24 protein-coding genes and 1 tRNA gene are annotated in these 25,833 nt (G+C 65.5%); 16 read left to right on the top strand and 9 right to left on the bottom strand.

The window, feature by feature from the left end; genetic code table 11:
• Positions 1-5: 5 nt before the first annotated feature.
• Entirely contained in the window at positions 6-848 is an 843-nt protein-coding gene (locus tag HV766_RS03070; protein WP_175180531.1) for a YggS family pyridoxal phosphate-dependent enzyme, read from the bottom strand.
• 107 nt (positions 849-955) lie between these two features.
• Positions 956-1,822 carry an AraC family transcriptional regulator gene (locus HV766_RS03065; protein WP_175180530.1) on the bottom strand — a complete coding sequence of 289 codons (867 nt, stop codon included), beginning with the start codon at positions 1,820-1,822 and terminating at the stop codon, positions 956-958.
• A gap of 122 nt (positions 1,823-1,944) precedes the next feature.
• On the opposite strand from HV766_RS03065, the gene HV766_RS03060 reads away from it, so the two are divergent.
• Together HV766_RS03060 and HV766_RS03055 are read left to right on the top strand one after the other, a co-directional pair.
• Complete coding sequence (locus HV766_RS03060; protein ID WP_175159855.1) at positions 1,945-2,490, top strand: carboxymuconolactone decarboxylase family protein; 546 nt, start codon at positions 1,945-1,947, stop codon at positions 2,488-2,490.
• A gap of 61 nt (positions 2,491-2,551) precedes the next feature.
• Positions 2,552-3,124, top strand: a complete 573-nt coding sequence (locus HV766_RS03055; protein ID WP_125472261.1) for a redoxin domain-containing protein — start codon at positions 2,552-2,554, stop codon at positions 3,122-3,124.
• A gap of 23 nt (positions 3,125-3,147) precedes the next feature.
• On the opposite strand, the gene hisC is transcribed toward HV766_RS03055, so the two are convergent.
• Positions 3,148-4,230 carry a histidinol-phosphate transaminase gene (gene hisC / locus HV766_RS03050; RefSeq protein ID WP_054452126.1) on the bottom strand — a complete coding sequence of 361 codons (1,083 nt, stop codon included), beginning with the start codon at positions 4,228-4,230 and terminating at the stop codon, positions 3,148-3,150.
• 119 nt (positions 4,231-4,349) lie between these two features.
• Between hisC and asd the strand changes: the two genes are divergently transcribed.
• The gene (asd, locus tag HV766_RS03045) at positions 4,350-5,195 is read left to right on the top strand and encodes an archaetidylserine decarboxylase (RefSeq protein ID WP_175159853.1); all 846 of its coding nucleotides are present in this window, start codon (positions 4,350-4,352) and stop codon (positions 5,193-5,195) included.
• A 12-nt stretch (positions 5,196-5,207) separates the two neighbouring features.
• Here asd and ptsJ read toward each other — a convergent pair whose 3' ends face one another.
• On the bottom strand, positions 5,208-6,503 hold the full coding sequence (gene ptsJ / locus HV766_RS03040; RefSeq protein WP_175180529.1) for a MocR-like B6 salvage transcription factor PtsJ: 1,296 nt from the start codon (positions 6,501-6,503) through the stop codon (positions 5,208-5,210).
• 95 nt (positions 6,504-6,598) lie between these two features.
• Positions 6,599-8,863: an Orn/Lys/Arg family decarboxylase gene (locus HV766_RS03035; RefSeq protein WP_175180528.1), complete on the bottom strand. Its 2,265-nt coding sequence runs from the start codon at positions 8,861-8,863 to the stop codon at positions 6,599-6,601.
• A gap of 82 nt (positions 8,864-8,945) precedes the next feature.
• Here HV766_RS03035 and HV766_RS03030 point away from each other — a divergent pair.
• Positions 8,946-9,020: transfer RNA gene (locus HV766_RS03030), tRNA-Cys, on the top strand.
• A 26-nt stretch (positions 9,021-9,046) separates the two neighbouring features.
• Here HV766_RS03030 and HV766_RS03025 read toward each other — a convergent pair.
• Positions 9,047-9,931 carry a LysR family transcriptional regulator gene (locus tag HV766_RS03025; protein ID WP_158598560.1) on the bottom strand — a complete coding sequence of 295 codons (885 nt, stop codon included), beginning with the start codon at positions 9,929-9,931 and terminating at the stop codon, positions 9,047-9,049.
• Positions 9,932-10,041: 110 nt separating this feature from the next.
• On the opposite strand from HV766_RS03025, the gene HV766_RS03020 reads away from it, so the two are divergent.
• The 6 genes from HV766_RS03020 to HV766_RS02995 are packed head-to-tail and all read left to right on the top strand — an operon-like array spanning position 10,042 to position 14,990.
• Positions 10,042-11,202 carry a M24 family metallopeptidase gene (locus HV766_RS03020; RefSeq protein ID WP_175180527.1) on the top strand — a complete coding sequence of 387 codons (1,161 nt, stop codon included), beginning with the start codon at positions 10,042-10,044 and terminating at the stop codon, positions 11,200-11,202.
• A gap of 54 nt (positions 11,203-11,256) precedes the next feature.
• Entirely contained in the window at positions 11,257-12,012 is a 756-nt protein-coding gene (locus tag HV766_RS03015; RefSeq protein ID WP_054452132.1) for an ABC transporter permease, read from the top strand.
• 23 nt (positions 12,013-12,035) lie between these two features.
• A complete protein-coding gene (locus HV766_RS03010; RefSeq protein ID WP_175180526.1) occupies positions 12,036-13,013 on the top strand; it encodes an ABC transporter substrate-binding protein in 978 nt (325 codons plus the stop codon).
• A 2-nt stretch (positions 13,014-13,015) separates the two neighbouring features.
• Positions 13,016-13,819 carry an ABC transporter ATP-binding protein gene (locus tag HV766_RS03005; protein WP_119450411.1) on the top strand — a complete coding sequence of 268 codons (804 nt, stop codon included), beginning with the start codon at positions 13,016-13,018 and terminating at the stop codon, positions 13,817-13,819.
• A complete protein-coding gene (locus HV766_RS03000; RefSeq protein ID WP_175180525.1) occupies positions 13,816-14,556 on the top strand; it encodes a maleate cis-trans isomerase family protein in 741 nt (246 codons plus the stop codon). Before HV766_RS03005 ends, HV766_RS03000 begins: the two co-directional genes overlap by 4 nt.
• A 14-nt stretch (positions 14,557-14,570) precedes the next feature.
• Positions 14,571-14,990 (top strand): Lrp/AsnC family transcriptional regulator, encoded by a 420-nt coding sequence (locus HV766_RS02995; RefSeq protein ID WP_054452136.1) that lies wholly within the window; start codon positions 14,571-14,573, stop codon positions 14,988-14,990.
• Between the two features lie 10 nt (positions 14,991-15,000).
• On the opposite strand, the gene HV766_RS02990 is transcribed toward HV766_RS02995, so the two are convergent.
• Positions 15,001-16,080, bottom strand: a complete 1,080-nt coding sequence (locus HV766_RS02990) for a sensor histidine kinase (RefSeq protein WP_054452137.1) — start codon at positions 16,078-16,080, stop codon at positions 15,001-15,003.
• Positions 16,081-16,193: 113 nt separating this feature from the next.
• Between HV766_RS02990 and HV766_RS02985 the strand changes: the two genes are divergently transcribed.
• Positions 16,194-16,880 carry a LytR/AlgR family response regulator transcription factor gene (locus HV766_RS02985; protein WP_054452138.1) on the top strand — a complete coding sequence of 229 codons (687 nt, stop codon included), beginning with the start codon at positions 16,194-16,196 and terminating at the stop codon, positions 16,878-16,880.
• A 160-nt stretch (positions 16,881-17,040) separates the two neighbouring features.
• Here the strand turns inward: HV766_RS02985 and HV766_RS02980 are convergent, their stop codons facing one another.
• Together HV766_RS02980 and HV766_RS02975 are read right to left on the bottom strand one after the other, a co-directional pair.
• Positions 17,041-18,645 carry a gamma-glutamyltransferase family protein gene (locus HV766_RS02980; RefSeq protein WP_217472140.1) on the bottom strand — a complete coding sequence of 535 codons (1,605 nt, stop codon included), beginning with the start codon at positions 18,643-18,645 and terminating at the stop codon, positions 17,041-17,043.
• 66 nt (positions 18,646-18,711) lie between these two features.
• Positions 18,712-19,731, bottom strand: a complete 1,020-nt coding sequence (locus HV766_RS02975; protein ID WP_082400824.1) for a Bug family tripartite tricarboxylate transporter substrate binding protein — start codon at positions 19,729-19,731, stop codon at positions 18,712-18,714.
• A gap of 142 nt (positions 19,732-19,873) precedes the next feature.
• Between HV766_RS02975 and HV766_RS02970 the strand changes: the two genes are divergently transcribed.
• From HV766_RS02970 to HV766_RS02950, 5 genes are all read left to right on the top strand, one after another.
• Positions 19,874-20,788 carry a LysR family transcriptional regulator gene (locus HV766_RS02970; protein ID WP_175159836.1) on the top strand — a complete coding sequence of 305 codons (915 nt, stop codon included), beginning with the start codon at positions 19,874-19,876 and terminating at the stop codon, positions 20,786-20,788.
• A 108-nt stretch (positions 20,789-20,896) separates the two neighbouring features.
• Positions 20,897-22,498 (top strand): GGDEF domain-containing protein, encoded by a 1,602-nt coding sequence (locus HV766_RS02965; RefSeq protein ID WP_175180524.1) that lies wholly within the window; start codon positions 20,897-20,899, stop codon positions 22,496-22,498.
• Between the two features lie 107 nt (positions 22,499-22,605).
• Positions 22,606-23,589: a Bug family tripartite tricarboxylate transporter substrate binding protein gene (locus tag HV766_RS02960; protein WP_175159828.1), complete on the top strand. Its 984-nt coding sequence runs from the start codon at positions 22,606-22,608 to the stop codon at positions 23,587-23,589.
• Between the two features lie 47 nt (positions 23,590-23,636).
• On the top strand, positions 23,637-24,548 hold the full coding sequence (locus HV766_RS02955) for a fumarylacetoacetate hydrolase family protein (protein WP_175180523.1): 912 nt from the start codon (positions 23,637-23,639) through the stop codon (positions 24,546-24,548).
• A gap of 44 nt (positions 24,549-24,592) precedes the next feature.
• Positions 24,593-25,795 carry an amino acid aminotransferase gene (locus HV766_RS02950; RefSeq protein ID WP_175180522.1) on the top strand — a complete coding sequence of 401 codons (1,203 nt, stop codon included), beginning with the start codon at positions 24,593-24,595 and terminating at the stop codon, positions 25,793-25,795.
• Positions 25,796-25,833: the final 38 nt, after the last annotated feature.

Raw genomic sequence — 25,833 nt, 5'->3', positions numbered from 1 at the left:
GCGCGCTACTCCTGAGAGCCGGACGCGCGCGATTCCGCGCCGTTGTCGGTCGGCCAGTAGTAGGAATCCGGCGTGTTGCGCGCGCCGAAGATGGCTTGACCGACGCGGACCACGGTGGCCCCTTCCTCGATGGCGATCTCGTAGTCGCCCGACATGCCCATGGACAAATCATCCAGGCCGATGCCCGCGGGCGCGTCCTGGCGCAATTGGTCGCGCAGCGTGCGCAACAGCACGAAGCACTCGCGCACGCGCGCGGCTTCGGCCGAAAACAGCGCCAGGGTCATCAGACCGCGCACCCGCAGTCCCGAAAACGCGGGCAATTCGCGCAGAAAGGCCGCCGTCTCGTCCGGCTGCAGCCCATACTTGCTGGCTTCGCCCGAGGTGTTGACCTGCACGAAAACGTCCAGCTGGCGCCCTTCCGCTTGCAGCCGGCGGTCCAGCGCCTCAGCGACCCGCAGGCTGTCGAGCGCCTGGAACTCGGCCGCATAGCGGGCCACGAGCTTGGCCTTGTTGGTCTGCAGGTGGCCGATGACCGACCATCGCAGATCGGTCAGGTCGGCCATGGCTTCCCATTTCCTCGAAACTTCCTGCAGCTTGTTCTCGCCCAGGTAGCGGCAGCCAGCCTCGTAGGCCAGCTGGATGCGCGCTTCCTCCACCGTCTTGCTCACGGGCAGCAGGCGCACCGTGGCCGGATCGCGCCCGGCGCGGCGCGCGGCATCGGCGATGCGTCCGTTGACCGTGGCCAGGTTGTGGCGGAAGTCTTCGACCGACTGCGCCTGCGGCCAGCGGCCATGCTGGTCATGCTGTGTCTGGGTGCCCTTGTCTTGCCCTGGGTCTTGCTCGCTCATGCCTGAACCTCGCGGAGGAACAACGGCGGGCGCTTTCCATTACGCTTATGCCGTCTAAAGTTTTGTCATAGGTCAATATTATCACGCCGGCGCGCAGGCGGCCGATGCTACGCGTTGGCCGCCAGCCACTCGCGCGGCGAAACACCCATCCGCTGCCGGAACGCTTTGGACAAGGACGAGGCGCTGGCAAATCCCAGCTCCGCCGCCACCAGCTTGACCGCGCGGCCGGACCGCATCATGGACGCCGCCAGGCTCAAGCGCCAATCGGTCAGGTAGGCCGCGGGCGTGGCGCCGGTAGCATCCTTGAAGGCCGCTGCAAAGGCGCTGCGCGACATGCCCGCCATCGCCGCCATCCGCGCAAGCGACCAGTCTTCATAGGGCGAACGGTGCAGCGCCACCAACGCCCTGGCCAGACGCGGATCGGACAGGCCCATCACCAGACCGCTGGTCACACCCACTTCCTCCGGATGGTCGAGTATCCACCTGAGCAGCTGGATCAAGACCACCTCGAACAGGCGGTCGGCCAACAGGCGTGAACCGCAGCGCACCTGATCCGCCTCGGCGAACAGCAGGTCCAGCGCCGGCCGCAAGCCTTCGACCGCGTCCAGCGGGATCCGCACCACGGACGGCAGCGACTGGACGATGGGATTGCGTTCGCCGCCATCGAAATCCAACGCCGCGCAGGTGAAATCCGAGCCGTCCCGCGGCGGGTTCACGAATTCGTGATGCACGGCGCGCGGGTAGAACAGCAGGGTCGGCTCGGCCAGGCGCAGGCGCGGCGTGGCGGTCTCGCCCAGGCGATGCCGCACTTCCATTTCGCCCCGGCGCAACACGTGCAGGAAGCCGCGCCCAGGCACGGCTTCGAAAGCCTGGGTGCCGCATAGCGCCCCCGTGTGGAACAGCGTGGCGCGCACCCGGAAACGGTCCAGCAGCGCCGACAGCCGGTCAACCTGAATGGGAAGAGGATTGCTCATATCTTGGACGAAATGACAATTTTCATGGATTAAAAAACACCTTACGTCCAGACATTCTACGTACGATTCCTCCAGCCCGTTCGATATCGGCGGCCTTTTTTTCATTTCCAGGAGTTACCGACATGTCCCGAGTTCCTCTTATCGATGCCAGCAGCGCCAGCGCGGACCGCAAGGCGCTGCTCACGCAGATCCACGGCGCCTTTGGCGCAACGCCGAACATGTTCAAGGCCGTGGCCAATTCGCCGGCTGCGCTGCAGAGCATGTGGGGCGCCTTCGGCGCGCTGGGCGGCGGGGTCATTCCCGCCAAGCTGGGCGAACAGATCGCGGTGGCGGTGGCCGACCGCAACGCTTGCGAATACTGCCTTGCGGCCCACACGGCCCTGGGCCGCAAGGCAGGCGCCAGCGCCGAAGAAATGGCGGCCGCGCAAGGCGGCGACGCCGCCGATCCCAAGACAGCTGCGGCGCTGCGCTTTGCGCTCAAGCTGGTGGAAGCGCGCGGGCAAGTGAGCGAAGCCGACGTGCAGGCCGTACGCGCGGCTGGCTACAGCGACCAGGAGATCGTCGAGATCCTGGCGCACGTCGCGCTCAACCTGTTCACCAACTACGTCAACGTGGCGTTTGCCGTGCCGGTGGATTTCCCGGCCGTGAAGCTGCGCCGCGCCGCATAGCACGACCACAGCGGCCGGCGGGGCGTCATCGCCCCGCCGGCCGCATCAGAGGAGCATTCAGATGTCCCGATCAGACACCCTGGCCGACGCACTGCCCCCGCCCTTGCTGGCGGACGAATGGCTGAATGCGGACGGTCCCATCGAACTCGCTGCCCTGCGCGGCAAGGTCGTGCTGCTGCATGCGTTCCAGATGCTATGCCCCGGGTGCCTGTCGCATGGGCTGCCGCAGGCCGAACGCGTGCACAGACTGTTCCGCGGCCAGGAGGTCGCGGTCATCGGCCTGCACACCGTGTTCGAACACCACGACGTCATGGGGCCCGCCGCGCTGCGGGCCTTCAATCACGAGTACCGGTGGAGTTTTCCCATCGGCATAGACCGGCCAGCGGCGACGGGCGCCATCCCGATGACCATGCAAGCCTACGGTTTGCGCGGCACGCCCAGCCTGGTCTTGTTGGACCGCCAGGGACGCGTGCGCCTGCAGCACTTTGGCAGCATCGACGACCTGGCACTGGGCGCAACCATTGGGAGGCTGCTGGCGGAGAACGATGTTCCTGCGGCACACGCGGCCGCATCCGATGATCCCGCCCGCGACGAGTGCGACGCGCTAAGCTGCCCCGCGCCGCGTCCGCGCTAGACGCCGCGGGCCCTCCCGTGCCGCTATGGCTGAACCAGGGCGCGCAGCGCGCGCACCAGGCAGGCCGCCTGCTCCTCGGTGCCCACGGAAATGCGCAGGTATTGCTCCACGCGTGGCCGCGCGAAATGGCGCACCAGTATTTTCGCGTCTCGCAGGCCGGCGGCGAGCAAGCGCGCGTCGAAGCGCGGATGACGGACAAACAGGAAGTTCGCCTGTGACGGTAAGACATCAAAGCCCATCAGGCGCAAATGCGCGCAGAGCAAGGTACGGGTGCCGATGATGGCCTGCCGCGTCTCCTCGAAATAGGCGCGGTCCTGAAAGGCCGCTGCAGCGCCTGCCTGGGCCAGTCGCCCGAGCGGATAGGAGTTGAAGCTGTTCTTCACCCGCTCCAGCGTGGCGATCAACGACGTCTGCCCGATTGCAAACCCCACGCGCAGGCCGGCCAACGCCCTGGACTTCGATAGCGTCTGGACCACCAGCAGGTTCGGATACTGCTCGACCAACGCAATGGCGGAGCGCCCGCCGAAGTCCACGTAGGCCTCGTCCACCAGCACCAGCCGGCGAGGCTGGATCTCCAGCAGCCGCTGCACGCGGTCCAGCGGCAGGCACTCTCCCGTGGGCGCGTTCGGGTTGGCGATCACGATGCCGGCTATGCCCGCATCCGCGGCGCCCAGCGCCGCGAATCCGTCCAGGTCCAGCCTCAAGCGCTCGTCCACGGAGATCTGCGCGCAGCGTATGCCGAACAGGCGGCAATACACCTCATAAAAGCCGTAGGTCACATCCGCCATCAGCAAGGGTTGGACGCCGTGCTGGAAGAACGCGCAGAACGCCAGCGCCAGCACTTCGTCGGAGCCGTTGCCAGCAAAGACCTGCGCTACCGGCACCCCGTGATACTGCGCGATGACCTCGCGCAAATGCCCGGCCTGCGGGTCCGGATAACGCTCCAGACCGTCAGCAGCCGCAGCGGCGATGGCTGCTATCGCGGCGGGGGACGGCGGATAGGGATTCTCGTTGGTGTTGAGCTTGATCCATCCATTGCCGGGAGCCTGCTCTCCAGGCACATAGGGCGACAGGGTTTCAACGCGCGGGCTATGTAGGGAAACCATGTTGTTGCGGCTGCGGCCTCTCGGTAATCGATCTACGGCATTCTTATCGTAAATGTTGTCCTATGCCATACTACACTATGATTCAGGACAATAACCGCCATCGAGCGAACGCGAGTGTCATGTCTACCTCTCTTTCCCTGTTTATCCACCGCATTACGCCCAGGCGCTGGTTGACACGTTGCGCCGGCTGGCTGGCCGCATGCCGCCAGCCATGGGTGGCCCAGCCGCTGATACGCGGCTATGCCAAGTGGTACGGCATCGATCTCGCCGAAGCCCTGCACGCCGACCCCAGGGCCTATGACAGTTTCAATGCCTTCTTTACGCGCGCCCTGCGCCCGGGCGCGCGCAAGCTGGCCGATGCGGACTGGACCAGCCCCGCGGACGGCACCGTCAGCCAGTTCGGCCGCATCAGCCTGGGGCAATTGATCCAGGCCAAGCAGCGCCGATACAGCGCGGCCGCGCTGCTGGCCGATGCAGACCTGGCGCACGCATTGGAAGGCGGCTGGTTCACCACGATCTATCTCAGTCCGCGCGATTACCATCGGGTGCACATGCCCTGCGAGGGACGCCTGCTGGGCATGCGCCATGTGCCGGGGACTCTGTATTCCGTCCGGCCGGAGATCGTGCAGCACATGGATGGCCTGCTGGCGCGCAATGAGCGGCTGGTCTGCTGGTTCGAGCATCCACTCCATGGCGTCTACGCCATGGTGCTGGTGGGCGCCGCCATCGTTGGCAGCATAGCCACGGCCTGGCATGGCCAGGTGGCGCCGCGGGGCCGGCGTATCCAGCAATGGGACTACGGCGGCCAGGCCCCCTTGCGCTTGCCGCAAGGCGCCGAAATGGGACATTTCCAGTTGGGGTCGACCGTGGTGTTGCTGATGCCGGGCAACGCCTGGCGGTTCCATCCCGGCTGGAAGACAGGGCGCGCCGTCAGATTGGGACAAGCCATGGCCGACCGGCGTTGACGCCGGCCGTGGCTAGACCATGCTTTCCCGGATATCCCGCGCCAGCTTGCGGCACTGCCCGGGTTCGATCGCAGAGACGGTGATGCGCAGACCCCTGACCGGCTCCTGGACCCCGAAGGCATCTCCATGGCGCACCAACCAGCCGCGATGGGCCAGGGCCAGCGCGACCGCCTGGTCGTCGGTATCCAGCGGCACCCACAGGTTCAGGCCGTCGCCGTCCGCGGCGTATGGCACGCCTTGGTCGGACAAGGCGCCTTCCAAGGCCTTGCGCCGCTGGGCGTAGTCCTTGCGGGCCTGGGCCATCTGCTTGGCCACCTCGGGCCGGCCCAGCGTGACCTCGACCATGTCCTGCAACAGATGGCTGACCCAGCTGGTGCCGGAAGCCAGCCGCAAACGAAGCTGGCGCGACGTCGCGGTATCGCTGGCCACCATGGCCAGGCGCACGTCGGGGCCCAGCGTCTTGGAGAACGAGCGCACCAGCGCCCACCGCTGGATGCCCGAAGGCAGCACCGAGTGGTATTCCTTTCCTGACAGCAAGGCGTAGTGATCGTCCACGATGACCATGGCATGGGGATACTTGGCCAGCACCCGCGCCAGCGCCTTCGCCCGCTTTTCGCTCAGGCTGCAGCCCGTGGGGTTATGGGCGCGCGGCGTCAGGATCACGGCCTGCGCGCCCTTGGCCAGTGCCGCTTCCAGGGCCGCCGCCTGCATGCCTTCGGTGTCGACCGGTACGCCCAGCGCCTGCAGGCCGGCGATGCGCAGCATGTTGATGCTGCTCAGGAAGCAGGGATTCTCGACCGCCACCTTATCCCCAGCCACCAGGTGCGAGCTGAGCAGCCGTTCGATGGCGTCCACAGCCCCGTGGGTGAGGTTGATCTCGAAAGGCGCCGGGCAGTCCCGCGCGAACCAGGCGCGGGCATAGCTTTCCAGCCCCGCGTTGACCGTGGGTTCGCCGTAGAGCCGCGGCTGATAGGGCCGGATCGCGAGGGCCGCGCTCAGATCCGGCAGCCAGGCCGGATTGGGATTACCGCTGGCCAGATCGGCCAATGGCGAGTCCGATAGCGCGCCTTCCTGTTCGCCCGGTCCGGACTGGTCGCGGATGATGGTGCCCAGGCGACCCTGGGTCAGCGCGATGCCGGCCGTCACCAAGCGCTTATAGGCGGCGGCGACCGTATTGCGGTTGATATCCAGTTCGACCGCCAGATCGCGCACCGGCGGCAACGCCTGGCCCGGCGGCAACTGGCCCGACTGAGCCAGCCCGCGCACGCAATCGAAGATCTCAGCGGCGGTCTTTCCTTGTATTTTCATAGCGTCCTAAGACAATTCCGTTCCTGGCATGGGCAGCGGCCGCGCCGACTCCCGGCGTAAGTTTGACATGGATTTCCAGTCCGCATAAAGCGGGCTTACCGCACGCAATCCACGTAGTAGCGCAGGTTTCCGTCCGCGTCGCGCAGCTCCACGAAGCCATGGATGTCCGTGCCGAACCCGGGACACTCGCGGTTCAGCTCGCGCGAGAACTTCAGGTAATCGACGATGGTCCGGTTGAACGCCTCGCCCGGGACCAGCAACGGTATGCCCGGGGGATAGGGCGTGATCAGGCTGGTGGTGATGCGGCCTTCCAGATGGTCGATCTCCACCCTCTCGGTGCGGCGTTGGGCGATGCAGGCATAGGCATCGCAGGGCTTCATCGCGGGGGTGACGTCAGTCAGGTACATGTCCGTGGTCAGCCGGGCGATGTCATGCCTGGCATAGGTCGCATGGACATGCTGGCACAGGTCGCGCAAGCCCATGTTCTCGTAGCGAGGATGCTTGCGGCAGAACTCCGGCAGGATCCGCCACATGGGCTGGTTGCGTTCGTAGTCGTCCTTGAACTGCTGCAACGCGGTCAAGAGCGAACTCCAGCGGCCCTTGGTGATCCCTATCGTGAACATGATGAAGAAGCTGTACAGCCCGGTCTTCTCCACGATCACGCCATGCTCCGCCAGGAACTTGGTGACGATGGAGGCCGGAATGCCGCTGTCCGCGAAGTTGCCGTCCAGATCCAGCCCTGGCGTCACGATGGTGGACTTGATCGGATCCAGCATGTTGAAACCGTCCGCCAGCGCCCCGAATCCGTGCCAGGACGACTCGCCGTCGCCGCCGCGGATGATCCAGTCCTCGGGCGAGCCTATGCCCTCTGGCGCCAGCGTCTCCGGTCCCCAGACCTTGAACCACCAGTCGCCATCGGCGAAATGCGTGCCGACCTCCTTCATCGCGCGCCGGAAGTCCAGGGCCTCGGCGATGCTCTCCTCCACCAGCACCGTGCCGCCGGGCGGCTCCATCATGGCCGCGGCCACGTCGCAGCTGGCGATGATGGCGTACTGGGGACTGGTACTGGTGTGCATCAGATAGGCTTCGTTGAAGAGATGCCGGTCCAGCCGCCGAGTCATGGAGTCCTGCGCCAGCACGTGGCTGGCCTGGCTGATTCCGGCCAGCAGCTTGTGCGTCGATTGCGTGGAGAAAACCAGCGATTCCCTGGGCCGCGCGCGCTGCTTGCCCATGCAGTGGTAGGCGCCATAGAACGGGTGGAACACCGCGTGCGGCATCCAGGCCTCGTCAAAGTGCAAGGCGTCCACGTAGCCGTCCAGGGCCGTCTTGATCTCCTCGGTCTGGTAGATGATGCCGTCGTAGGTCGACTGCGTCAGCGCCATCACCCGCGGGCGGACCTCGTCAGCGTCCAGGTGCTTGAGCAGCGGATGGGCGCGGATCTTCTCCCGGATGGCCTGGATATCGAACTCGCTGCGCGGAATCGGGCCGATGATGCCGAAATGGTTGCGTGTCGGGCGTAGAAAGACGGGTATCGCTCCCGTCATGACGATGCTGTGCAGGATGGACTTGTGGCAGTTGCGGTCCACCAGCACCACATCGCCCGGCGCCACCATGTGGTGCCACACGATCTTGTTGCTGGTACTGGTCCCGTTCGTCACGAAATAGCAGTGGTCCGCATTGAAAATGCGCGCGGCGTTGCGCTCGCTCGCGCCGATGGCGCCGTTGTGATCCAGCAGCTGCCCCAGTTCCTCCACAGCGTTGCAGACGTCCGCGCGCAACATGTTCTCGCCGAAGAACTGATGGAACATCTGACCCACGGGACTCTTCAGGAACGCCACGCCGCCCGAATGGCCCGGGCAGTGCCAGGAATAGGATCCGTCCTCGGCGTAGTCCAGCAACGCCTTCAGGAACGGCGGCTTGACGCCCTCCAGATAGGCCCGGGCCTCGCGGATCAAGTGTCGCGCCACGAATTCGGGCGTGTCCTCGTACATATGGATAACACCCTGGAGTTCGCGCAGGATGTCGTTCGGAATGTGCCGCGCGGTCTTGGTTTCGCCGTACACATAGATCGGCACGTCGGCATTGCGCCGCCGAACTTCACTGATGAATTCCCGCAATGCCAGCAGCGCGGGCGCGACGCCCTCGCCGTGCGCGAGTTCCTCGTCGTCGATGGACAGGATAAAGGCGCTGGCGCGGCTTTGCTGCTGCGCGAACAGGCTGAGATCGCCGTAGCTGGTCGTTCCCAGCACATCGAAGCCTTCGGCCTTGATGGCCTCGGCCAATACCCGGATGCTCAGGCCGGACGTGTTTTCCGAGCGGAAGTCCTCGTCGATGATGACGATGGGAAACTGGAACTGCATTGCTGTCCTCTGTCTATGGGTTGCCGCTTGCGCTTTAGTTTGTACTCGAACATAATTATATCTGTCCTAGGACAAAATAAACGGCGCGGTGGCAGAGTGGCTATGCAGCAGGATTGCAAATCCGCGAAGGTTGGTTCGATTCCAGCCCGCGCCTCCAGTTTTCCTGGCCGCGGGCGCGGTGCGCTAGGTTGCGTGGTCGCGCAGATGCTCGCGCAACGCGTCAGCGAATGAAAGCGCGATGACCGACGACGGCCAATGCTCTGGCCATACCAGGCTGAGATCAAACGAGGCGCCCGGCTCCAGCGGCCGCAGCTGATCCAGCCCGCCCGGGATGCGCGCGGCGGTCAGCCGGTCTACCAGCGCGATGCCCACGCCGCGCATCACCAGTTCCATCGCCACCGAGGTCCAGAACACCTGCACGCGACGCCGCGCGTAGACCTTCTGCTGCTCCAGCAGCGCTTCCAGCCAGAAGCGGGTGTGGTCCAGGTTGTCGTAGATGATGAGGTCGCGGCCGGCCAGTTGTTCCACACGGATGGTGTCGAACTTTTCCAGCGGGTCGCCGGGAGGAATGGCGCAATATAGCTGCAGGCTCACCAGCGGCTCGGCTACCACGCCCGGATGCTGCCCCCCGTAGAAGCACACCCCCATATCCACCTGGCGCGCCGCCACCCATTCGACGATGCGCGCCGAACTGCGCGTCTGCAAAGCCACGGAGATGTTGGGCCGGTCCGCCATGAAACTGGCCAGCACGTCCGGCATGACGGTCAAGGACAGCAAGGGCAAGGACGCGACGGTCAGGTGGCCTTGCTTTTCGCTGCCCAGGTCCTTGATGAAGCTATCCAGTTGCGAAAGGCCGGAGAACAGCCGGTCGACCTGGCCATAAAGCGCCCTGCCTTCGGGCGTGGGCAACAGACGCCCGCCCTTGCGCACGAACAGCGCCACGCCCACGCGGCGCTCCAACTGGGCGATGTACTTGCTGGCGGCAGGCTGTGAAATCAGCAGCACCTGCGCTGCCCGGGATACCGAGCCTTCGCGCATCACCGCCCTGAAGATTTCTATCTCTCGCACGTTCATGCGCCGACTATAACTATTTAGCTATAGGGATGGCAATTATTGGTATTAGGCAGTTATGCAGATTGTTCCTAGGATGAACGCTCGACTTTCACCCAGGACCCATCGTGTCGGAAAACTACGCAACCATGGAATTGCCGTTCGGCCCGGAAACCTATGCCGCGAACCTCTCGCTGCTGGCACGGGACATCCAGGCTCAGGGCCTGTCAGCCGCCATCCTGTTCGACCCCGAGAATATCTACTGGCTGACCGGCTACCGTTCCATTGGCTACTTCACCTTCCAGTGCCTGGTGGTCTCGCCCGACGGCGGCATCGCCATGGTCTCGCGCCAGGTCAACCACGCCGTGGCGACCGGCAACCGCAACATCGCACGCTTTGTCGCCATCGATGACATCAGCGACCCGGTCGATGTATTGGCGAGCTACCTGAAGGACATCCTGCCCAGCGGCCTCATTGGCCTGGAAACGGCTTCTGGCTACCTCAGCGTGGCCGCCTACAAGCAGCTGCAAGCCCGCCTGGGCCCACGGCTGGCCGACTGGCAAGGCCCGATGGAAGAGGCGCGCAAGATCAAGACCCCGGCGCAGCTGGGCTTCATGCGCCAGGCCGCGGACGCGGCGGTCGCCGGCATCGACGCCGCAGTGCGCGCGATCGCAGTCGGCGCCACCGAAAACGATCTCGCCGCCGCCATGCTGCACGGCGCCACCAAGGCCGGCAGCGAGTACACCCGCGTGCCGCTGGTGGCCGTGGGGCGCGCCAGCGGCGTCTGCTTCACCACCTGGCAGCGCCGGGAGCTCAAGCGGGGCGACCTGGTGTTCCTGGAGGCCGCGGCCAACATCAACCGCTATCACGCCATGATCTCCCGCAATTGCGTGGTCGGGCGCGCCACCGAGCGGCAGCGCTTCCTGGCCGGCACCGTCATCGCCGCGCTGGACGCCGCCATCGACGCCATCCGCCCCGGCGTCACCTCCGCCCAGGTGGACCAGGCCTGCCGCGCGGTCTTCGAACGGGCCGGGCTGGGGCATTACTTCGATCACCGCACGGCCTACGGCATAGGCATCGGCTTTCCGCCCAACTGGGCCGAGGGCCGCTTCCTCGCGCTGCGTCCGGACGACCCCACGGTGCTTGAGCCCGGCATGACCTTTCACCTGGTGCCTTCCCTCTTCATGCCCGAAGGCGGCTTCATGGCCAGCGAAAGCGTGGCCGTCTCCGAGGACGGCTGCGAAGTGCTCACCCGCTATCCGCGCGAGCTGATCGAAATCGACGTCTGACAACAAGACCGGCTCCAACAACATACAAGGGGAATTGCCGTGTTGAAGAACTGGATGTATCCAACCATCGCGGTCATGGGAGTGCTGCTTCTGTGGCATTTCGCGATACCGCTGTTCGGCCTGCCAGCCTACCTGTTGCCGCCGCCGCTAAGCGTGCTCGAACGGCTGTGGACCGACTCGGCGTTCCTGGGACATCACTCCTGGGTCACGTCCGTCGAGACGCTGGGCGGCTTCCTGCTGAGCATCGCCGTCGGCATACCGCTGGGCATCCTGCTGGTGTGGTCGCGTCCGCTGGAGCGCGCCATCATGCCGCTGCTGGTGGTGTCGCAGGCGTTTCCCAAGGTAGCGGTCGCGCCGCTCATCATCATCTGGTTCGGCCTGGGCCTGTTTCCCAAGATCCTGATCGCATTCTCGGTGGCCTTCTTCCCCATCGTGGTCAGCACGGTGGCGGGCATGCGTTCCGTGGACGCGGACCTCAACGACCTGGCCCGCTCGATGCGGGCGGGCGCCCTGCGGACCTTTCTGCGCATCCGGCTGCCGTATGCGTTGCCGCAGATCTTCTCCGGCCTGAAGGTCGCCATTGCTTTCGCCACGGTCGGCGCGGTGGTGGGGGAATGGGTGGGCGCCGAAAGCGGCCTGGGCTACGTGCTGCTGTCCGCCAACGCCAACCTAGACACGACGTTGCTGTTCGCGGTGCTGGTCGCGCTCATGCTCATCGGCCTGGTCTTCTACTACCTGGTCGAGTTTTCCGAACGATTCCTGATTCCCTGGCACATCAGCGTGCGCAGCGACGCCCTGCCCTCTGTCTGACCCCGCCCTCCGGAGACTCCATCATGAAATTCACGACTCGACTTGGCTGGACCCTGGCTTGCCTGCTGGCCGCAGGCGCGGCTGGCGCTCAGGAAAAACTGAGCCTGCGCCTGGACTACAGCATCTACGGTACGCACGCGCCGCTGTACTACGGCATAGACAAAGGCCTCTACAAGGCCGAAGGCCTAGACCTGAGCATCGGCGAAGGCAGCGGCTCCAGCAACACCGCAAAACTGGTGGCGCAGGGCATCGATCCCATCGGCTTCATGGACTACGGCACCATGCTCAAGGGCGTCGCCGCAGGCATGCCGCTGAAGGCCGTCTTCGCGGTGCACCAGCGCTCGCCCATGGTCATCATCAGCCACGCGGACGCCCCGGTGCGCGCGCCCAAGGACCTGGAAGGCAAGGTGCTGGGCATGAGCGCATCCGAGTCGACGGCGCAGATGTTCCCGGTGCTGGCCGCGCTGAACGGCGTGGACCAGAAGAAGATCAATGTCATCGCGCCCGCCGTGGGCACCAAGACCGCCCTGTTCCTGCAACGCCGCGCCGACGCCATCACCGGCGTGACCTACTTCCATATCCCGCCGCTGGAAGCGCAGGGCGCAAAGGTGCATTACTTTTTCTATGCCGACTTCGGCGTCAACGCGCTGGAAGGCGGGCTGGCGGCCAATACCAAATGGCTGGAGGCCAATCCCGAAACGGCTCGGCGCTTCCTGCGCGCCACGCGCAAGGCCTACGAGGCGGCCCTGGCCGACCCGGCCGCCTCGGTCGACGCCCTGGTGCGCCAACGTCCGGAACAGGCGCGCAATCGCGAGCAACTGGTGCGCCAGCTGCAGCTTTCGCTGCAGGCCGCCGGCACGCCCAACACCAAGGGATTGCCTTTCGGCGTCTCTGCGGAGAAGGACTGGCAGGCCATGGTCGACCAGTTCGTGCAATCGAATCAGATCGCCAGCCCGGTCCCGACCAGCACGCTCTACACCAACGACTACAACAGGGACTAGATATGGCACAGCACGCAGCCTTGACGCTCGCTCCCGCAGCGGGCGCGCCCGATACCGCGATCGACATCCGCGGCATGGTCCAGCGCTTTGGCTCCTATGTCGCGGTCGACGGCATCGACCTTGCCATACCCGAAGGCCAGTTCCTCTCCGTGCTCGGCCCCTCCGGCTGCGGCAAGAGCACCTTGATGCGGGCGGTCGCCGGCCTGACGCCGCCCACCGCCGGCGAGATCCGCGTGCTTGGCGAGCGCGTGACCGAGCCGGGCGCCAACGTGGGGATCGTGTTCCAGCGTGCGGCGCTCCTGCCATGGCGCGACGTCGTCGGGAACATCTCGCTGCAGCTGGAGATGCGCAAACTGCCCGCGGCGCGTCATGAGGCCCGGCTGCGAGAACTGATCAAGCTGAGCGGACTGGAAGGTTTTGAAAAATGCCTGCCGCACCAATTGTCCGGCGGCATGCAGCAACGCGTGGCGCTGTGCCGCGCGCTGATCCACGACCCCGACATCCTGCTGATGGACGAACCCTTCGGCGCCCTGGACGCGATGACGCGCGAAGCCATGAACCTGGAGCTGCAACGGGTATGGCTGGAAAGCAAGAAGACCGTCATGTTCATTACCCACAGCATCTCCGAAGCGGTGTTCCTGTCCGACCGCGTGGTGGTGATGAGCAAGCGGCCGGGCCGCGTGGCGCTGACCGTCGACATCGATCTGCCGCGTCCGCGCAACTACGCCATGGTCGGGCACCCCAACTTCGTCAAGGCGGCCACGGTCATACGCGAGTGCTTCGACGCCGCGGGGATGACGGAATGAATCCCGTCCGCTACGACGCCGGCCCCTACCCCCGGGCCCGCCTGGCTTTCCTGTGCGTGGCCAATGCCGGCCTGACCGAGGGCGAAATGCACGCCATGGCTCCCGACGGCGTGGGCCTGAGCTTTGCCCGCGTGCCCATGGCAACGGCCTGCACCGTGCAAAGCCTGGCCGGCATGGAGGGCGGACTGCTTCAGGCCCTGGACGGCCTGGCGCCAGGGCGTCGCGATATCGACGTGGTCTGCTACAACTGCACCGCGGGCAGCTTCGTGATCGGCAACGACAAGGTACGAGCGCTGCTCGCGCAGGCCCGCCCCGGCGCGGCCGTGGCCACGCTGCTGGACGGCGTCACGCAGGCGCTGGACGCGGTCGGCGCGCGCCGCCTGGCGGTTGCCACCGCCTATGACGATGCCGTCAACGAACTGGAGCGCGCTTACTTCGAAAGCATCGGCCACGAAGTCGTCTCGCTGCAGGGCCTGGCCCTGCCCGACGACGAAACCATGAACCGGGTCTCGCCCGACTATCTGTACGAATTCGCCTGTGCCGTGGACCGGCCCGATGCCGACGCCGTCTTCATCAGCTGCGGCGCGCTGCGCTCCACCGCCATCCTCGGACGTCTGGAAGACAGGCTGGGCAAGCCCGTGATCGGCAGCAATCAGGCCAGCATGTGGCATTGCCTGCGGCTGGCGGGGGTCCACGACCGGATGGACGGCTATGGCCGGCTGTTCCGGGAATATTGAAATCCGGACCCGTCATGGATGAAATCGATACCCGACTGATCGGCATTCTGCGGCGCGACGCGCGCACGCCGCTTTCCGTTTTGGCCAGCAAGGCCGGCGTGTCGCGCGGCACGGTCTCCAACCGCCTGCGCAAGCTGGAGGAGGACGGGCTCATCGCCGGGTATACGCTCAAGCTGCGCCCTGACTCCGACCAGGACGGCCTGCGCGCCTGGATGGGCATCACCGTCGACGGCAACCAGACGCGCGCCGTGCTGGCCAGCCTGCTGGGCGAGCCGAGCGTCGAGCAGCTGCACGACACCAACGGCCGTTGGGACTTGCTGGCCGAAATACGCGCAGATTCCACTGCAGATCTGTCCAAGGTGCTGGAACGCGTGCGCCTGATCAAGGGCATCGCGGCCACCGAAACCAGCATCCTGCTCGCGACGTACCGCTGAAACCGGCGCGCTAGGCCGGCAGCGGCTCGCCCCGCAGCCTTATCTGCGCGACGGTTCTTTCCCCGCGCTGCTCCAGCACGAACTGATGCCTGTCCGGATACCTCAGCGTCAACCGCCTGCACAGATTCCCTAGTCCGCCCCCGCCGCTGGCCAGATCGAAGGGCGCGTGCAGCCGGCCGGGATTGTCCACTTCGATGAGCAGTTCATCGCCCTGCAAACGCGTGCGTATGCTGATCGGGAAATGCGCGTGTTCCGAACGCATGCCGTGCTTGATCGCGTTTTCCACCAGTCCCTGCAGCGTCATGCGCGGAACACTGATCCGTAGCGTGGCCGGATCGATCTGGCTGCGCAATTCAAGCCGCTTGTCAAAGCGCAGCGCCTGGATGCGCACATAGGCTTCGGCGGCCTCGATCTCCTCCTCCAGCCTGGACAAGCCTCGTCCGCGCCGGTCCAGCGAATAGCGCAGGTACTCGGCCAGGCTGCGCGTCATTTCCTCTGCGATGGCAGGCCGATCGGCGATCTCGGCCACGATGGTGTTCAGCGAGTTGAACAGGAAGTGCGGCTCGATCTGCAGCTGCAGATGCTCAAGCTCCAGCCTCAAGGAGCGCGTCTCCGCCTTCATCTTGGACAGGCGCTCGCTGCGTGCGTTCAGCTCGGCCGAGACGCCGAAATAGATCAGCGTCCAGATCGAGAGCATGCCCATGTAGTAGAGAAAGCCCAGCCGGTACTGGTTGCCCGGCAGCACGCGGATTGCGCCAGGCAGAAACAGGCTGTGGATGCCATAGGCGATCGACGCCAGCAAGGCCGAGGCGGTCAGGCAGAACAACACCGCGCAGACCAGCACCAGCAAGGGCGGATCGCCTTTGCCCGCACGGCGGCCATGCAGCACGGCCGCCCCGCTGGTCAGGACGAATGCCAGCGGTTCCAGCGCCACGGTAAGCCAGAAGGCTGCGGTGGCATTGCCGAACACCGCCAACCGGATGAAGAAGCCCACGATCGCGAGAAAGAGCCATCCCAGCGTCTGCGCCCGCCAGAAGCCAAGCGAGGACTCCCCTGGACTCAAACCCTGGCCGATCGATGCGAACTTCATGGATGCGCCCCCCGGACGGGCAAAGGGTTCTCTGGAAACTGCATAGGCCTTATATTTACCCGCGTGCCAGACCGGACGACTATACCCGCCACACCATGGCGCCAGGGAGGAAAATGCTGCGTGTGCTTGTCATCGACGATGAAGCCCCGGCGCGGCGCTACCTGCGCCGGCTGCTCGAAGCCTCGCCCGACGTCCATGTCGCGGGCGAAGCCGACTGCCTGGAATTGGCGCGAACGCTGATCCGCGAGCATCGTCCGGATGCCCTGTTCCTGGACATCGAACTCACTGCCGCCACCGGTTTCGACCTGCTGGACCAGCTGGAAGTCCCACCCGCCGTCGTCTTCGTCACCGCGCACAGCGACTACGCCGCCCGCGCCTTCGACGTCCAGGCCGTCGACTACCTGCTCAAGCCCGTGCGTCCGGGCCGGCTTGAACAGGCGCTGGCGCGGCTGCGTCCGCGCGCTGGCGGCCACCTGACGCTGCGAACGCGCAACGGCACCAAGATCATCAAGATCCATGAACTGACCATGGCGCAGGCGCAAGGCGACTACGTGATGCTTTGCAGCGCCGCGCACGCCAACGAGCTGATGCACATCACCTTCAAGCGCCTGGCGGCCCAACTGCCCAGTCCGCCCTTCTGCGCCTTGTCGCGGTCGGTCATCATGAATCTGGAACATGTCTCCCACCTGTCGCAGCTGCCCGGCGCGCAGACCGAGGTCGCGTTCAACAACGGTGTTGCGCCCGTGGTGCTGGGACGGGTCGCGTCGCAGCGCCTGCGGCGCGCGGTGGCGCAGCGCTGACGCGACGGGTCGGCCATTGTGGCCAGCGTCGGGATAGGACCGTTGCCGCATCGGTTCGGGCCGGAAATGTGCCGATTGTCATCGGCCGGCCACGAGACATCACGCAGTTTTCGACGAAACGGGGATTTTCCTCGACCAAACATGCCCCAGGAAGACGGCGTCAATAGCCTATGGGGTAGCCGTCCTTGCGATGATCCGACGCCGCCAGATAGCCTCCCTGCTCCAGCCGGTAGGCCATCTGCGCACTGCCGAACTCCAGATCAAAGCGCGGCGCCACATCGACCTTGTGGCCGCATGCGCGCAGATGCTCGACAGCATCCGGCGGGACGTTCCACTCCACCGCCACGCCCACGTTGTCATCCTTGATGCGCCAGCGCGGCGCGTCGCTCGCTGCCTGGGGATTCTGGCCGAAGTCGGCCAGCCGGCTCGTCACTTGAAGATGGCCCTGCGCCTGCATGGAGCCGCCCATGACGCCAAAACTCATCAAAGGCTGCCCGCCCTTCATCAGGAAGCCTGGAATGATGGTGTGGAACGGCCGCTTGCCTGGCGCCACCACATTGGGATGCCCGGCCTTCGTTGAAAAGCCCCAGCCCCGGTTCTGCATGGCGATACCCGTTCCCGGCACCACCACGCCGGAACCAAATCCCTTGAAGTTGGATTGGATGAACGACACCATGGTGCCGTGCCGGTCTGCCGCGGTCAGATACACCGTCCCGCCGCTGTGCGGATTGCCGGCCCGGGGTTCGCCCGCGCGATCCGGATCGATGAGCTTTGCCCGTTCCGCCAGATAGGCGGGTTCCAGCAACTGCGCGCTCGACACCTGCATGTGGGCCGGATCGCCCACATGTTCGTACAGGTCCGCGAACGCCAGGCGCATGGCCTCGATCTGCAGATGCAGCGCGCGGCCGCTGTCGCGCCCGCAATCCGCCAGGTCGAAACGTTCCAGCATGCCCAAGGCCATCAATGCGCCGATGCCCTGGCCATTGGGACCAATCTCGTAGAGCTCCAGGTCGCGGTAGCGCATGCCTATCGGCTCCACCCAGTCAGCCGCATGGCCCGCCATGTCGGCCTCGGTGATATAGCCGCCCGTGTTGCGCGCGTGGGCGGCTATCGCCGCGGCCAGCTCGCCGCGGTAGAAGCTCTCGCCCTTGCTGCGGGCGATGCTCTCCAGCGTGGCGGCCTGGCCAGGGCTGCAGAAGCGCTCGCCGGGCAAGGGCGCGCGGCCCCCGGGCGCAAAGGACTCGGCAAAGCCCGGCTGCCCGCTCAGGCGCGGCACCTGCTTCTGCCACTGGCGATGCACCGTGGGCGAAACCAGATAGCCGTCCCGCGCATAGCGTATGGCGGGCTCGAACAAGTCCTCGAACGGCAGCGAACCGAATTTCTCCCAGATCGCGCGCCAACCCGACACGACACCGGGTACCGTCACGCTGCCCCAGCCTATCGGGTCCATGCCATCCAGATGCGCGAACCTGGCCGTTTCCCAGGCGGCCGGCGCGCGCCCCGACGCATTCAGCCCATGCAGGCGCCCGCCATGCCAGACGATGGCGAACATGTCGCCGCCGATCCCGTTCATGCATGGCTCCACGACGGTCAGCGCAATGGCAGTGGCGAGTGCCGCGTCGATCGCGTTGCCGCCCCGCGCGTACATCTGCAGGCCGGCAGCGCTGGCCAGTGGCTGCGACGTGCTGACCACGTTGTCCGCAAGCAGGGGCATGCGTTGCGATGCATAAGGAAGCTGCCAGAAGGGATCGTTCGGAATGGGCATGGGAGTCGGGTCGGAAGTTAGGGGCTGGCCGCCCGCGGGCGGCCAGCAAGAAAGCCGGGACGGCCGCTATTTGCCCGCAGTAATGTTCAGGGCCTTGACCTTGTCGCGCCAGAACGCCTGCTGGTCCAGGATGAACTTGGGCAGGGTCTGAGCCGGAATCTCGCTGATCTGGAAGCCCTGCGCCTCGATGGCCTTGCGGAATCCCGCGTCGCCCTGCGCCTTGGCCAGCGCGCGGGCCACGATGTCCAGGCGGTCCTTGGGCGTTCCCTTGGGCGCCATCAACGCGAACAGGTTCTCCGCCTCCAGGCCCTGCACGCCCAGCTCCTTGAGCGTGGGTACGTCAGGCATGACCGGCAGACGCTTGGCCGAGGCCACGCCCAGCACGTCGATGCGGCCGCCCTGTTTATGCGGCAGCGAGCTGGTCACGCTGTCGAACATGAAGACCGACGCGCCCGAGATGACTTCGGGCAAGGCCTGGCTGCTGCCCTTGTACGGGATCTGCAATGCGTCCACGCCCGCCTGCTCCTTGAAGATCTCGCCCTCCAGGTTGGACAGGGTGCCCGCGCCCATCGACGCGTAGTTGTACTTGCCCGGCGCTGCCTTCAGATAGGCCACCAGGCTGGCATAGTCCTTGATGCCCAGCGTCGCGGGGGTGACCAGGATGTGCGGGGCGCTGGCGATCGCGCCCACCGCATCGAAGTCGCCGTCCAGCGACACCTGCTGCTTGCCATTGAGCGCTTCGTAAATGGAGTTGGACATCACCGACGAGATGTACAGCGTGTAGCCGTCGGCTTCGGAACGCGCCGCCGCCTGCATGCCGATCAAGCCGCCAGCGCCGGGGCGGTTCAACACCACCACCGACTGGCCCAGCGTGTCGCCCAGCTTCTGGCTGAGCTCGCGAGCGAGCACGTCCGTCGCTCCGCCCGGTGGAAACGACAGGATCAGCTGAAGCGAACGCTGCGGAAAATCAGCCGCCCCCGCGCCGGTAGCCGCCGACAATGCCAGCGCGGCAAAGGCGCGCTTCAGAATGCCGAGTCCCTGCGGGCGCGCGGCGGCGCGGCCCGATTTACATACAACACTAGCCATGCGATTCCCCTTGGTTGAAGCGCCGTAGGCGGGTCTGTTGCCCTTGTATCCTGGCGGCCCTGGTCGGCCCATTCTATGAATTGCTTTTGCGGCAATCAATATCAATAATTAGCATGCCAATTGCTATTTTGAGAATCACGACATGCTCAGCACCGCGCACCGCTATTTCCTCGAGGTCGTACGCGCAGGCAGCATCAAGGACGCGGCCACGAGCCTCCACGTAGCGCCCTCCGCCATCAGCCGGCAGGTCGCCAAACTGGAGGATGACTGCGGCGCGGCCCTGTTTGAACGGCGCCCGCATGGCATGGAGCTGACGCGGGCCGGCGAAATGCTGGCCGACTATGCGCGCCGCGTCGCCATGGATGCCGAACACGTGCTGCGCGATATCCGCAGCCTGCGTCATGCGGAGCTGACGACCATCCGCATAGGCTCCAACGAAGCCGTGGCGCGCAACGTGCTGCCGCCCATCCTGGGCGCGTACCGCGCCCTGCATCCCGATGTAGCGTTCCAGGTGCACATCGGCTCGCCCGGCGTCGTGACGCAGCGCCTGCGCGACAACAGCATCGACGTGGGCCTGGCCTTCAGCCTGAACGCGGGCAACGGCATCGCCGTGCGCTACGAAATCGTCTCGCCCGTTCGCGCCATCATGGTCCCGGGCCATCCTCTCGCCAAACGCGCCAGCGTGTCCTTGGACGACCTGCGCCGCTACCCGATCGCGCTGACCGACTCGGGCACCACCGTGCGCCTGTTGTTCGACAACTCGGCGGCGGGCGGCGACGGGCCGCCTTTCGACATCGCCTATTCGAGCAACTCGTCATCGGTCATTCGCGCCATCGTCGAGGCCGGCCATGCCGTCACGCTGGCCGGCGAGATCACGCTCGCCGAACCGCTGCGCAGCGGCGCGCTGGTGGCCGTGTCCTTGCAGCAAGCCGTCTTCGCCGAACGCACGCTGCAAGTGCAGACCGCCAGCCACGCCCGGTTGCCCGAAGCGACGGCCGCTTTCATCGAGCACCTGATCGAAGCGCTATCCACAGGCGCCCGTTCACGCGATTCTTGACTTGGCGCAGGCTTGCCGCAAAACTGAAGTTCTACACGCGCGCAGGCTCGGCCAGGCGCGGAAGGCCCCGATTCAATGGTCAGAGTGAATGATTGAAGGAGCTCCGCATTGACCACTGCCGCGATGCCCAGACTGAAACTGCGCCGCCTTGTCACCGTGCTGGCGCTCGCGAGCGGAATCATCGCCTTCGTCAACACCCTGTACGCGGCCTACCTGGTGCAGCGCGAGCAGTTGATTGCCAACACCCTCGAGGCCAACCGGGCCTATGCGGTCAAGCTGGCGGAAGTCACCGACATCTACATCGAATCCATACAGCGGCAATTGCTCCTGTCAGCCGAGCGAGCGCCTGGCCTGCTGGGTTCGAAACCCGCCATGGAAGACGAACTCGCGCGCCTCGTCCATCAGAGCGACGGCGTCATGACGGCCGCCATCGCCGACAGTAGCGGCACCATCCTCGCCACCGCTCCCGCCGACGCGGGCTTCGAAGGCAGGACGCTGGTGCGCCAACAATTGGCGACGGGCGCCCAACATTTGAAGGGCCAGATATCGACCCCCTACGTGGGTATGGAGGGCCAGCTGATACTGGCGTTTTCCGAGCCTTTCCGTGATGCCAAGGGCAACTATGCCGGCACGATTCTCACGGCCATCCACCTTCGGCAAGGCAACGAGTTCGACAAACTGGTAGGCGAGCACTTCTACCGCGACGGATCCTACCTGTATGTCGTCGACGGCAACGGCACCATCATTTATCACAAGGACAAGGATCGCATCGGCACCAGCGAAAGAAGCAACGCCGTGGTCGAAGCCGTGCTGCGCGGCGAGACGGGTGCGATGCCCGTGGTCAACACCCGCGGCGCGCACCTCCTGGCCGGCTACGCCGCGCTCAAGAACGGCGGCTGGGGCGTCGTGGCGCAACGCCCGCTGGACGAAACGCTGCGCCCGCTGCGGAGCCTGACCGACAGGATCGTGCTCTACGCTTTGCCGGTGGGGCTGATCATGTTCCTGGTCATCTATCTGTTGGGCCGCTGGATCTCGCGGCCGCTGGAGGAACTGGCGCAGATCATCGAACGGGACCAGCCGGGCGCATCCGCTGGAGATCTGGACAGGGTCAAGGGCTGGTACTACGAAGCTGCCCGCCTGCGGAACGCCGTGACGATGAGCCAAAGCTCCCAAACCCGGCGGCTCGACAAGCTGAACACGGACACCATCACCGATCCGATGACGGGCCTCTTCAACCGCAGGGGCCTGGCGCTGCAGATCGCCACCCTGCGCCAGACCCAGCAGCCTTTCGCGGCGCTCGCGCTGGACCTGGACCACTTCAAGCGCGTGAACGACACCTACGGGCACGCGGCCGGCGATCAGGTGCTGATCGCGCTGGCCGCCATCCTCAAGACCTGTGTGCGAGGGGAAGACGCGCCGTGCCGCGTCGGCGGCGAAGAGTTCCTGATCCTGATGCCCAACGCTTCGCGTGACACGGCGGAGATGGTCGCCGGACGCATCCGGGCTGCGACGGCAAGCCATGCCATGCCGCAAGCGGTGGGGCGTGTCACGGTGTCCATCGGCATCGCGCTGTGGCCGTCGGATGATGCCGACATCGACAAGGTCATGGCGAAGGCGGATGAGGCCTTGTACCGGGCGAAGAATGCGGGACGTGATCGGGTGGAGGTCTGGTCTGTCAGGGAAGCCGATAGCGCCAATGCCAGGATTTGAAATTCCATCTAGTTTTCACCCGATGACTAATCTTCATTAGACGGTTTTCACCACGCGCCTACAATCCTCGCCAGGGTCAACTCAAATAAAAAGACCGTGGAGACAAGATGAAGACAGCCGTTCCTGGCGGGGCCTCCCTTCTCACCCGACTCAAGTACCTGGCATTGGCCGGCCTGTTCATGGCGGCCTCCGGCCACGCGCAGCAGCCGGCAAAGCTGGTCGTCGGCTTGCCGGCCGGCGGATCGTTCGATACCGTGGCCAGGATCGTGGCGGAGAAGCTTCCTAATCATCTGGAGCGGCCCGTGGTGGTGGAGAACCGCCCCGGCGCGCAGACGCGCATTGCCATTCAGGCGGTCAAGGGCGCCGCGCCCGACGGAAGCAGCTTGCTGGTGGCGCCGGGCGTGGCCATCTTCCTCTACCCGCACCTGTTCCGACAGCTCAATTACGATCCCTTCGCCGACCTTAAGCCGGTGACGCAGCTGGTGAGCTGGGACATCGTGCTCGCCGTCGCGGCCGATAGCCCCGTCACCTCGTTCAACGAGTTCCAGACCTGGGCCAGGCAGAATCCGGACAAGGCGTTCTACGGTACATCCGGCACCGGCAGCCTGCAGCATTTCCTGGGCGTTTCACTGGCCAGGCGCCTAGGTACGCCGCTGGAGCACATCGCGTTCAAGGGCGGCAAGGACGCCGTCACCGCGCTCCTGGGCGGACACATCAATGCCATCGTTATGGATGCGGGCGAAGTGGTCCCGCTGGCGCAGGCTGGCAAGCTGCGCGTTCTGGCGACCTTCAGCGCACAACGCGAACCGGCGCTGCCGCAAACGCCGACCATGCGCGAACTCGGGCTGGGCGAACTCGAGACCTCGGGCTGGGCTGGGCTGTATGCACCGGCCGGCACCCCAGAGCCAGCCATCCGCAAGCTGAATTCGGCGGTAAACGACATCCTCGCCCTTCCCGACGTCGCCAAGCGTCTTTCCGAGCTGGGCATGCGACCGGCCGGCGGCACACCGCAGGCGGTCGACGCGCTGGCGCGCCAGCAGCTCGAGCAGTGGCGCGATACCGTGGCCCAGTCCGGCTTCGTGGTCGATTGAGCTGCGCCGCCCGCCACCCATTTTCTGATCTCACTGGATCAAGTCCCATGTTCGCATTGACCACCCTCGACATCGCCTCTCGTCCCGTTGCCTGCCTGGAAATCGAAGGGCGGAATTATCCGCTGGCCACCTGTGCCCAGGTGTTGGACCAGCCCGCCCTGGATACCTCCGTCCGCGATCTCTTCGAAGACTGGCCGCGCTCGCTGGCGCTGCTTGAGCAGGCAGCCGCCCGCCGCTCCGCGCTCGACGGCCATGAGGTCTCCGGACCGGTGCGCCACATGGCTCCGCTGCAGTATCCGGGCAAGGTGCTTTGCGCCGGGGCCAACTACCATGACCACCTGGCGGAAATGAACGTCCCGAACGCCGAGGACAAGTCCGCACAGCGCCTGTTCTTTTTCTTCAAGCCGCCCCGCCAGGCCGTGGTCGGCGAGGGTGCCACGGTACACATGCCCATAGGCTGCCAGCGCCTGGACTGGGAGATCGAACTGGCGCTGGTGATAGGAAAGACGGCCAGGAATGTGCTGCCGGAAAATGCGCTGGACCACGTGGCGGCGTACACCGTCGCGGTCGACATGTCGGCGCGCGACCTCAACAAGGCGCCCGACACCTTCTACAAGCTGGACTGGGTGGCCGGCAAGGCGCATGACACCAGCTGCCCGCTCGGACCCAGACTGGTACCGGCGGCGTTCATCCGCGACCCCATGGACCTGGGTCTGAAGCTCAGCGTCAACGGCCAGATCAAGCAAAACGCCCGTACCAGCGGCATGGTCTTCGACATCCGTGAGCAGCTGGCAATCCTGAGTCGCATCATGACGCTGGAACCCGGAGATCTAGTACTGACGGGCACGCCCGCCGGCGTGGGCGCGCCACAAGGCACGTTCCTCAAGATCGGTGACGAAATCAGCGCAACGATCGAGGACATCGGCACGCTGACGGTACAGATCCAGGCATCGCGCTGACATCCTGGCCGGCCACGGCCGCACCTTTCCAATGAGGCAGTTCCATGCAGTCTCTTTTCTCTCCCCTGCCCGCCACAGCCGGCGACACCATCTTCGCGCTGGTTGAAGCCTTCCAGAACGACCCTGCGCCCCACAAAGTCAGTCTCAGCATCGGCACCTACTTTGCCGAAGACGGCAGCATCCCTGTGATGCGCGCCGTGCGCCAGGCCCGCGACATGCTCGTGCAGGCGGGAAAGCCGCATCCCTACTTGCCCATCCCCGGCTCGGCCTCATACCGCAACGCAGCCAGATCGCTGATCTTCGGAGCCAATGGCCCCGAGCCTGAGCGCGTGGTGACGACCCAAAGTGTCGGCGGCACCGGCGCCTTGAAGCTGGGCGCGGACTTGCTGCGCCATATCTGCCCCAAAGCGACGGTCTGGGTCAGCGATCCGACATGGGAGAACCATGCTCAGATCTTCCGCCAGGCGGGCTTCGCGGTGCATGAGTATCCCTACTACGACGCCCAAACTGCCACCGTGCGCTTTGCGCAGATGCATGACGCGTTGCAGGCTCTGCCGGCAGGGTCCATCGTCGTGCTGCACGCCAGTTGCCACAACCCAACTGGCGTGGACCTGTCTGCAGATCAGTGGGAGGCACTGACCGAACTGTTTGCGCGCCAGGGCCTGATTCCCTTTTTTGACCTGGCGTACCAGGGGTTCGGACTAGGTCTGGATGCGGACGCCGAACCAATCCGGGCAATGGCGCGGGCGGGCGTGGAATGCCTGGTCGCCAGTTCCTTCTCGAAGAACTTCTCCCTGTACGGCGAACGCTGCGGCGCCCTGAATATCGTGTGCCGCGACCAAACCGCCGCCGACCGCGCGCTGGGCCAGCTCAAGCTGCTGATACGTGGAAACTACTCCACGCCTCCCACGTTTGGCGCCGCCCTGGTTGCCGCCATTCTGAGCGATGACGCGTTGCGGCAAGTCTGGACCGATGAACTGGAGCAGATGCGGACACGGCTCGTCAGCCTGCGCGCCCGCTTGTCCAACGCGCTGACGCAATTGACCGGCGCGCGCGAAGCCTGGGACTATATCGAGCGACAGCAAGGACTGTTCTCCTACATGCGGTTGAGCCCCCAGCAGGTCGAATCGCTGCGCCGCGAACATGCCGTGTATCTGCTGAAGTCCGGCAGACTCTGCGTTGCCGGCCTGACCGACGGCAACATCGATTATGTCGCACGCGCCATCGCCGCTTGCGCGCAGCGCTGAACATTTCTCCCTGCGCCCGCAAGTCCGAGGCGCCCCAC

Source organism: Achromobacter aegrifaciens (genome assembly GCF_902859735.1).
GTDB lineage: Bacteria > Pseudomonadota > Gammaproteobacteria > Burkholderiales > Burkholderiaceae_B > Achromobacter > Achromobacter aegrifaciens.
The sequence above is the reverse complement of the archived record's forward strand: the minus strand, read 5'-3'. Positions and strand labels throughout refer to the sequence as shown.

Coding starts and splice junctions, on each gene's coding strand:
- HV766_RS02950 (WP_175180522.1), top strand. CDS start 24,593: ATGCAGTCTCTTTTCTCTCCCCTGCCCGCCACAGCCGGCGACACCATC.
- HV766_RS03000 (WP_175180525.1), top strand. CDS start 13,816: ATGAATCCCGTCCGCTACGACGCCGGCCCCTACCCCCGGGCCCGCCTG.
- HV766_RS03065 (WP_175180530.1), bottom strand. CDS start 1,822: ATGAGCAATCCTCTTCCCATTCAGGTTGACCGGCTGTCGGCGCTGCTG.
- HV766_RS03035 (WP_175180528.1), bottom strand. CDS start 8,863: ATGCAGTTCCAGTTTCCCATCGTCATCATCGACGAGGACTTCCGCTCG.
- HV766_RS03070 (WP_175180531.1), bottom strand. CDS start 848: ATGAGCGAGCAAGACCCAGGGCAAGACAAGGGCACCCAGACACAGCAT.
- HV766_RS02980 (WP_217472140.1), bottom strand. CDS start 18,645: ATGCCCATTCCGAACGATCCCTTCTGGCAGCTTCCTTATGCATCGCAA.
- HV766_RS02975 (WP_082400824.1), bottom strand. CDS start 19,731: ATGGCTAGTGTTGTATGTAAATCGGGCCGCGCCGCCGCGCGCCCGCAG.
- HV766_RS02990 (WP_054452137.1), bottom strand. CDS start 16,080: ATGAAGTTCGCATCGATCGGCCAGGGTTTGAGTCCAGGGGAGTCCTCG.
- HV766_RS03060 (WP_175159855.1), top strand. CDS start 1,945: ATGTCCCGAGTTCCTCTTATCGATGCCAGCAGCGCCAGCGCGGACCGC.
- asd (WP_175159853.1), top strand. CDS start 4,350: ATGTCTACCTCTCTTTCCCTGTTTATCCACCGCATTACGCCCAGGCGC.
- HV766_RS02960 (WP_175159828.1), top strand. CDS start 22,606: ATGAAGACAGCCGTTCCTGGCGGGGCCTCCCTTCTCACCCGACTCAAG.
- HV766_RS02955 (WP_175180523.1), top strand. CDS start 23,637: ATGTTCGCATTGACCACCCTCGACATCGCCTCTCGTCCCGTTGCCTGC.
- HV766_RS02970 (WP_175159836.1), top strand. CDS start 19,874: ATGCTCAGCACCGCGCACCGCTATTTCCTCGAGGTCGTACGCGCAGGC.
- HV766_RS03055 (WP_125472261.1), top strand. CDS start 2,552: ATGTCCCGATCAGACACCCTGGCCGACGCACTGCCCCCGCCCTTGCTG.
- HV766_RS02995 (WP_054452136.1), top strand. CDS start 14,571: ATGGATGAAATCGATACCCGACTGATCGGCATTCTGCGGCGCGACGCG.
- ptsJ (WP_175180529.1), bottom strand. CDS start 6,503: ATGAAAATACAAGGAAAGACCGCCGCTGAGATCTTCGATTGCGTGCGC.
- hisC (WP_054452126.1), bottom strand. CDS start 4,230: ATGGTTTCCCTACATAGCCCGCGCGTTGAAACCCTGTCGCCCTATGTG.
- HV766_RS02985 (WP_054452138.1), top strand. CDS start 16,194: ATGCTGCGTGTGCTTGTCATCGACGATGAAGCCCCGGCGCGGCGCTAC.
- HV766_RS03015 (WP_054452132.1), top strand. CDS start 11,257: ATGTATCCAACCATCGCGGTCATGGGAGTGCTGCTTCTGTGGCATTTC.
- HV766_RS03005 (WP_119450411.1), top strand. CDS start 13,016: ATGGCACAGCACGCAGCCTTGACGCTCGCTCCCGCAGCGGGCGCGCCC.
- HV766_RS03010 (WP_175180526.1), top strand. CDS start 12,036: ATGAAATTCACGACTCGACTTGGCTGGACCCTGGCTTGCCTGCTGGCC.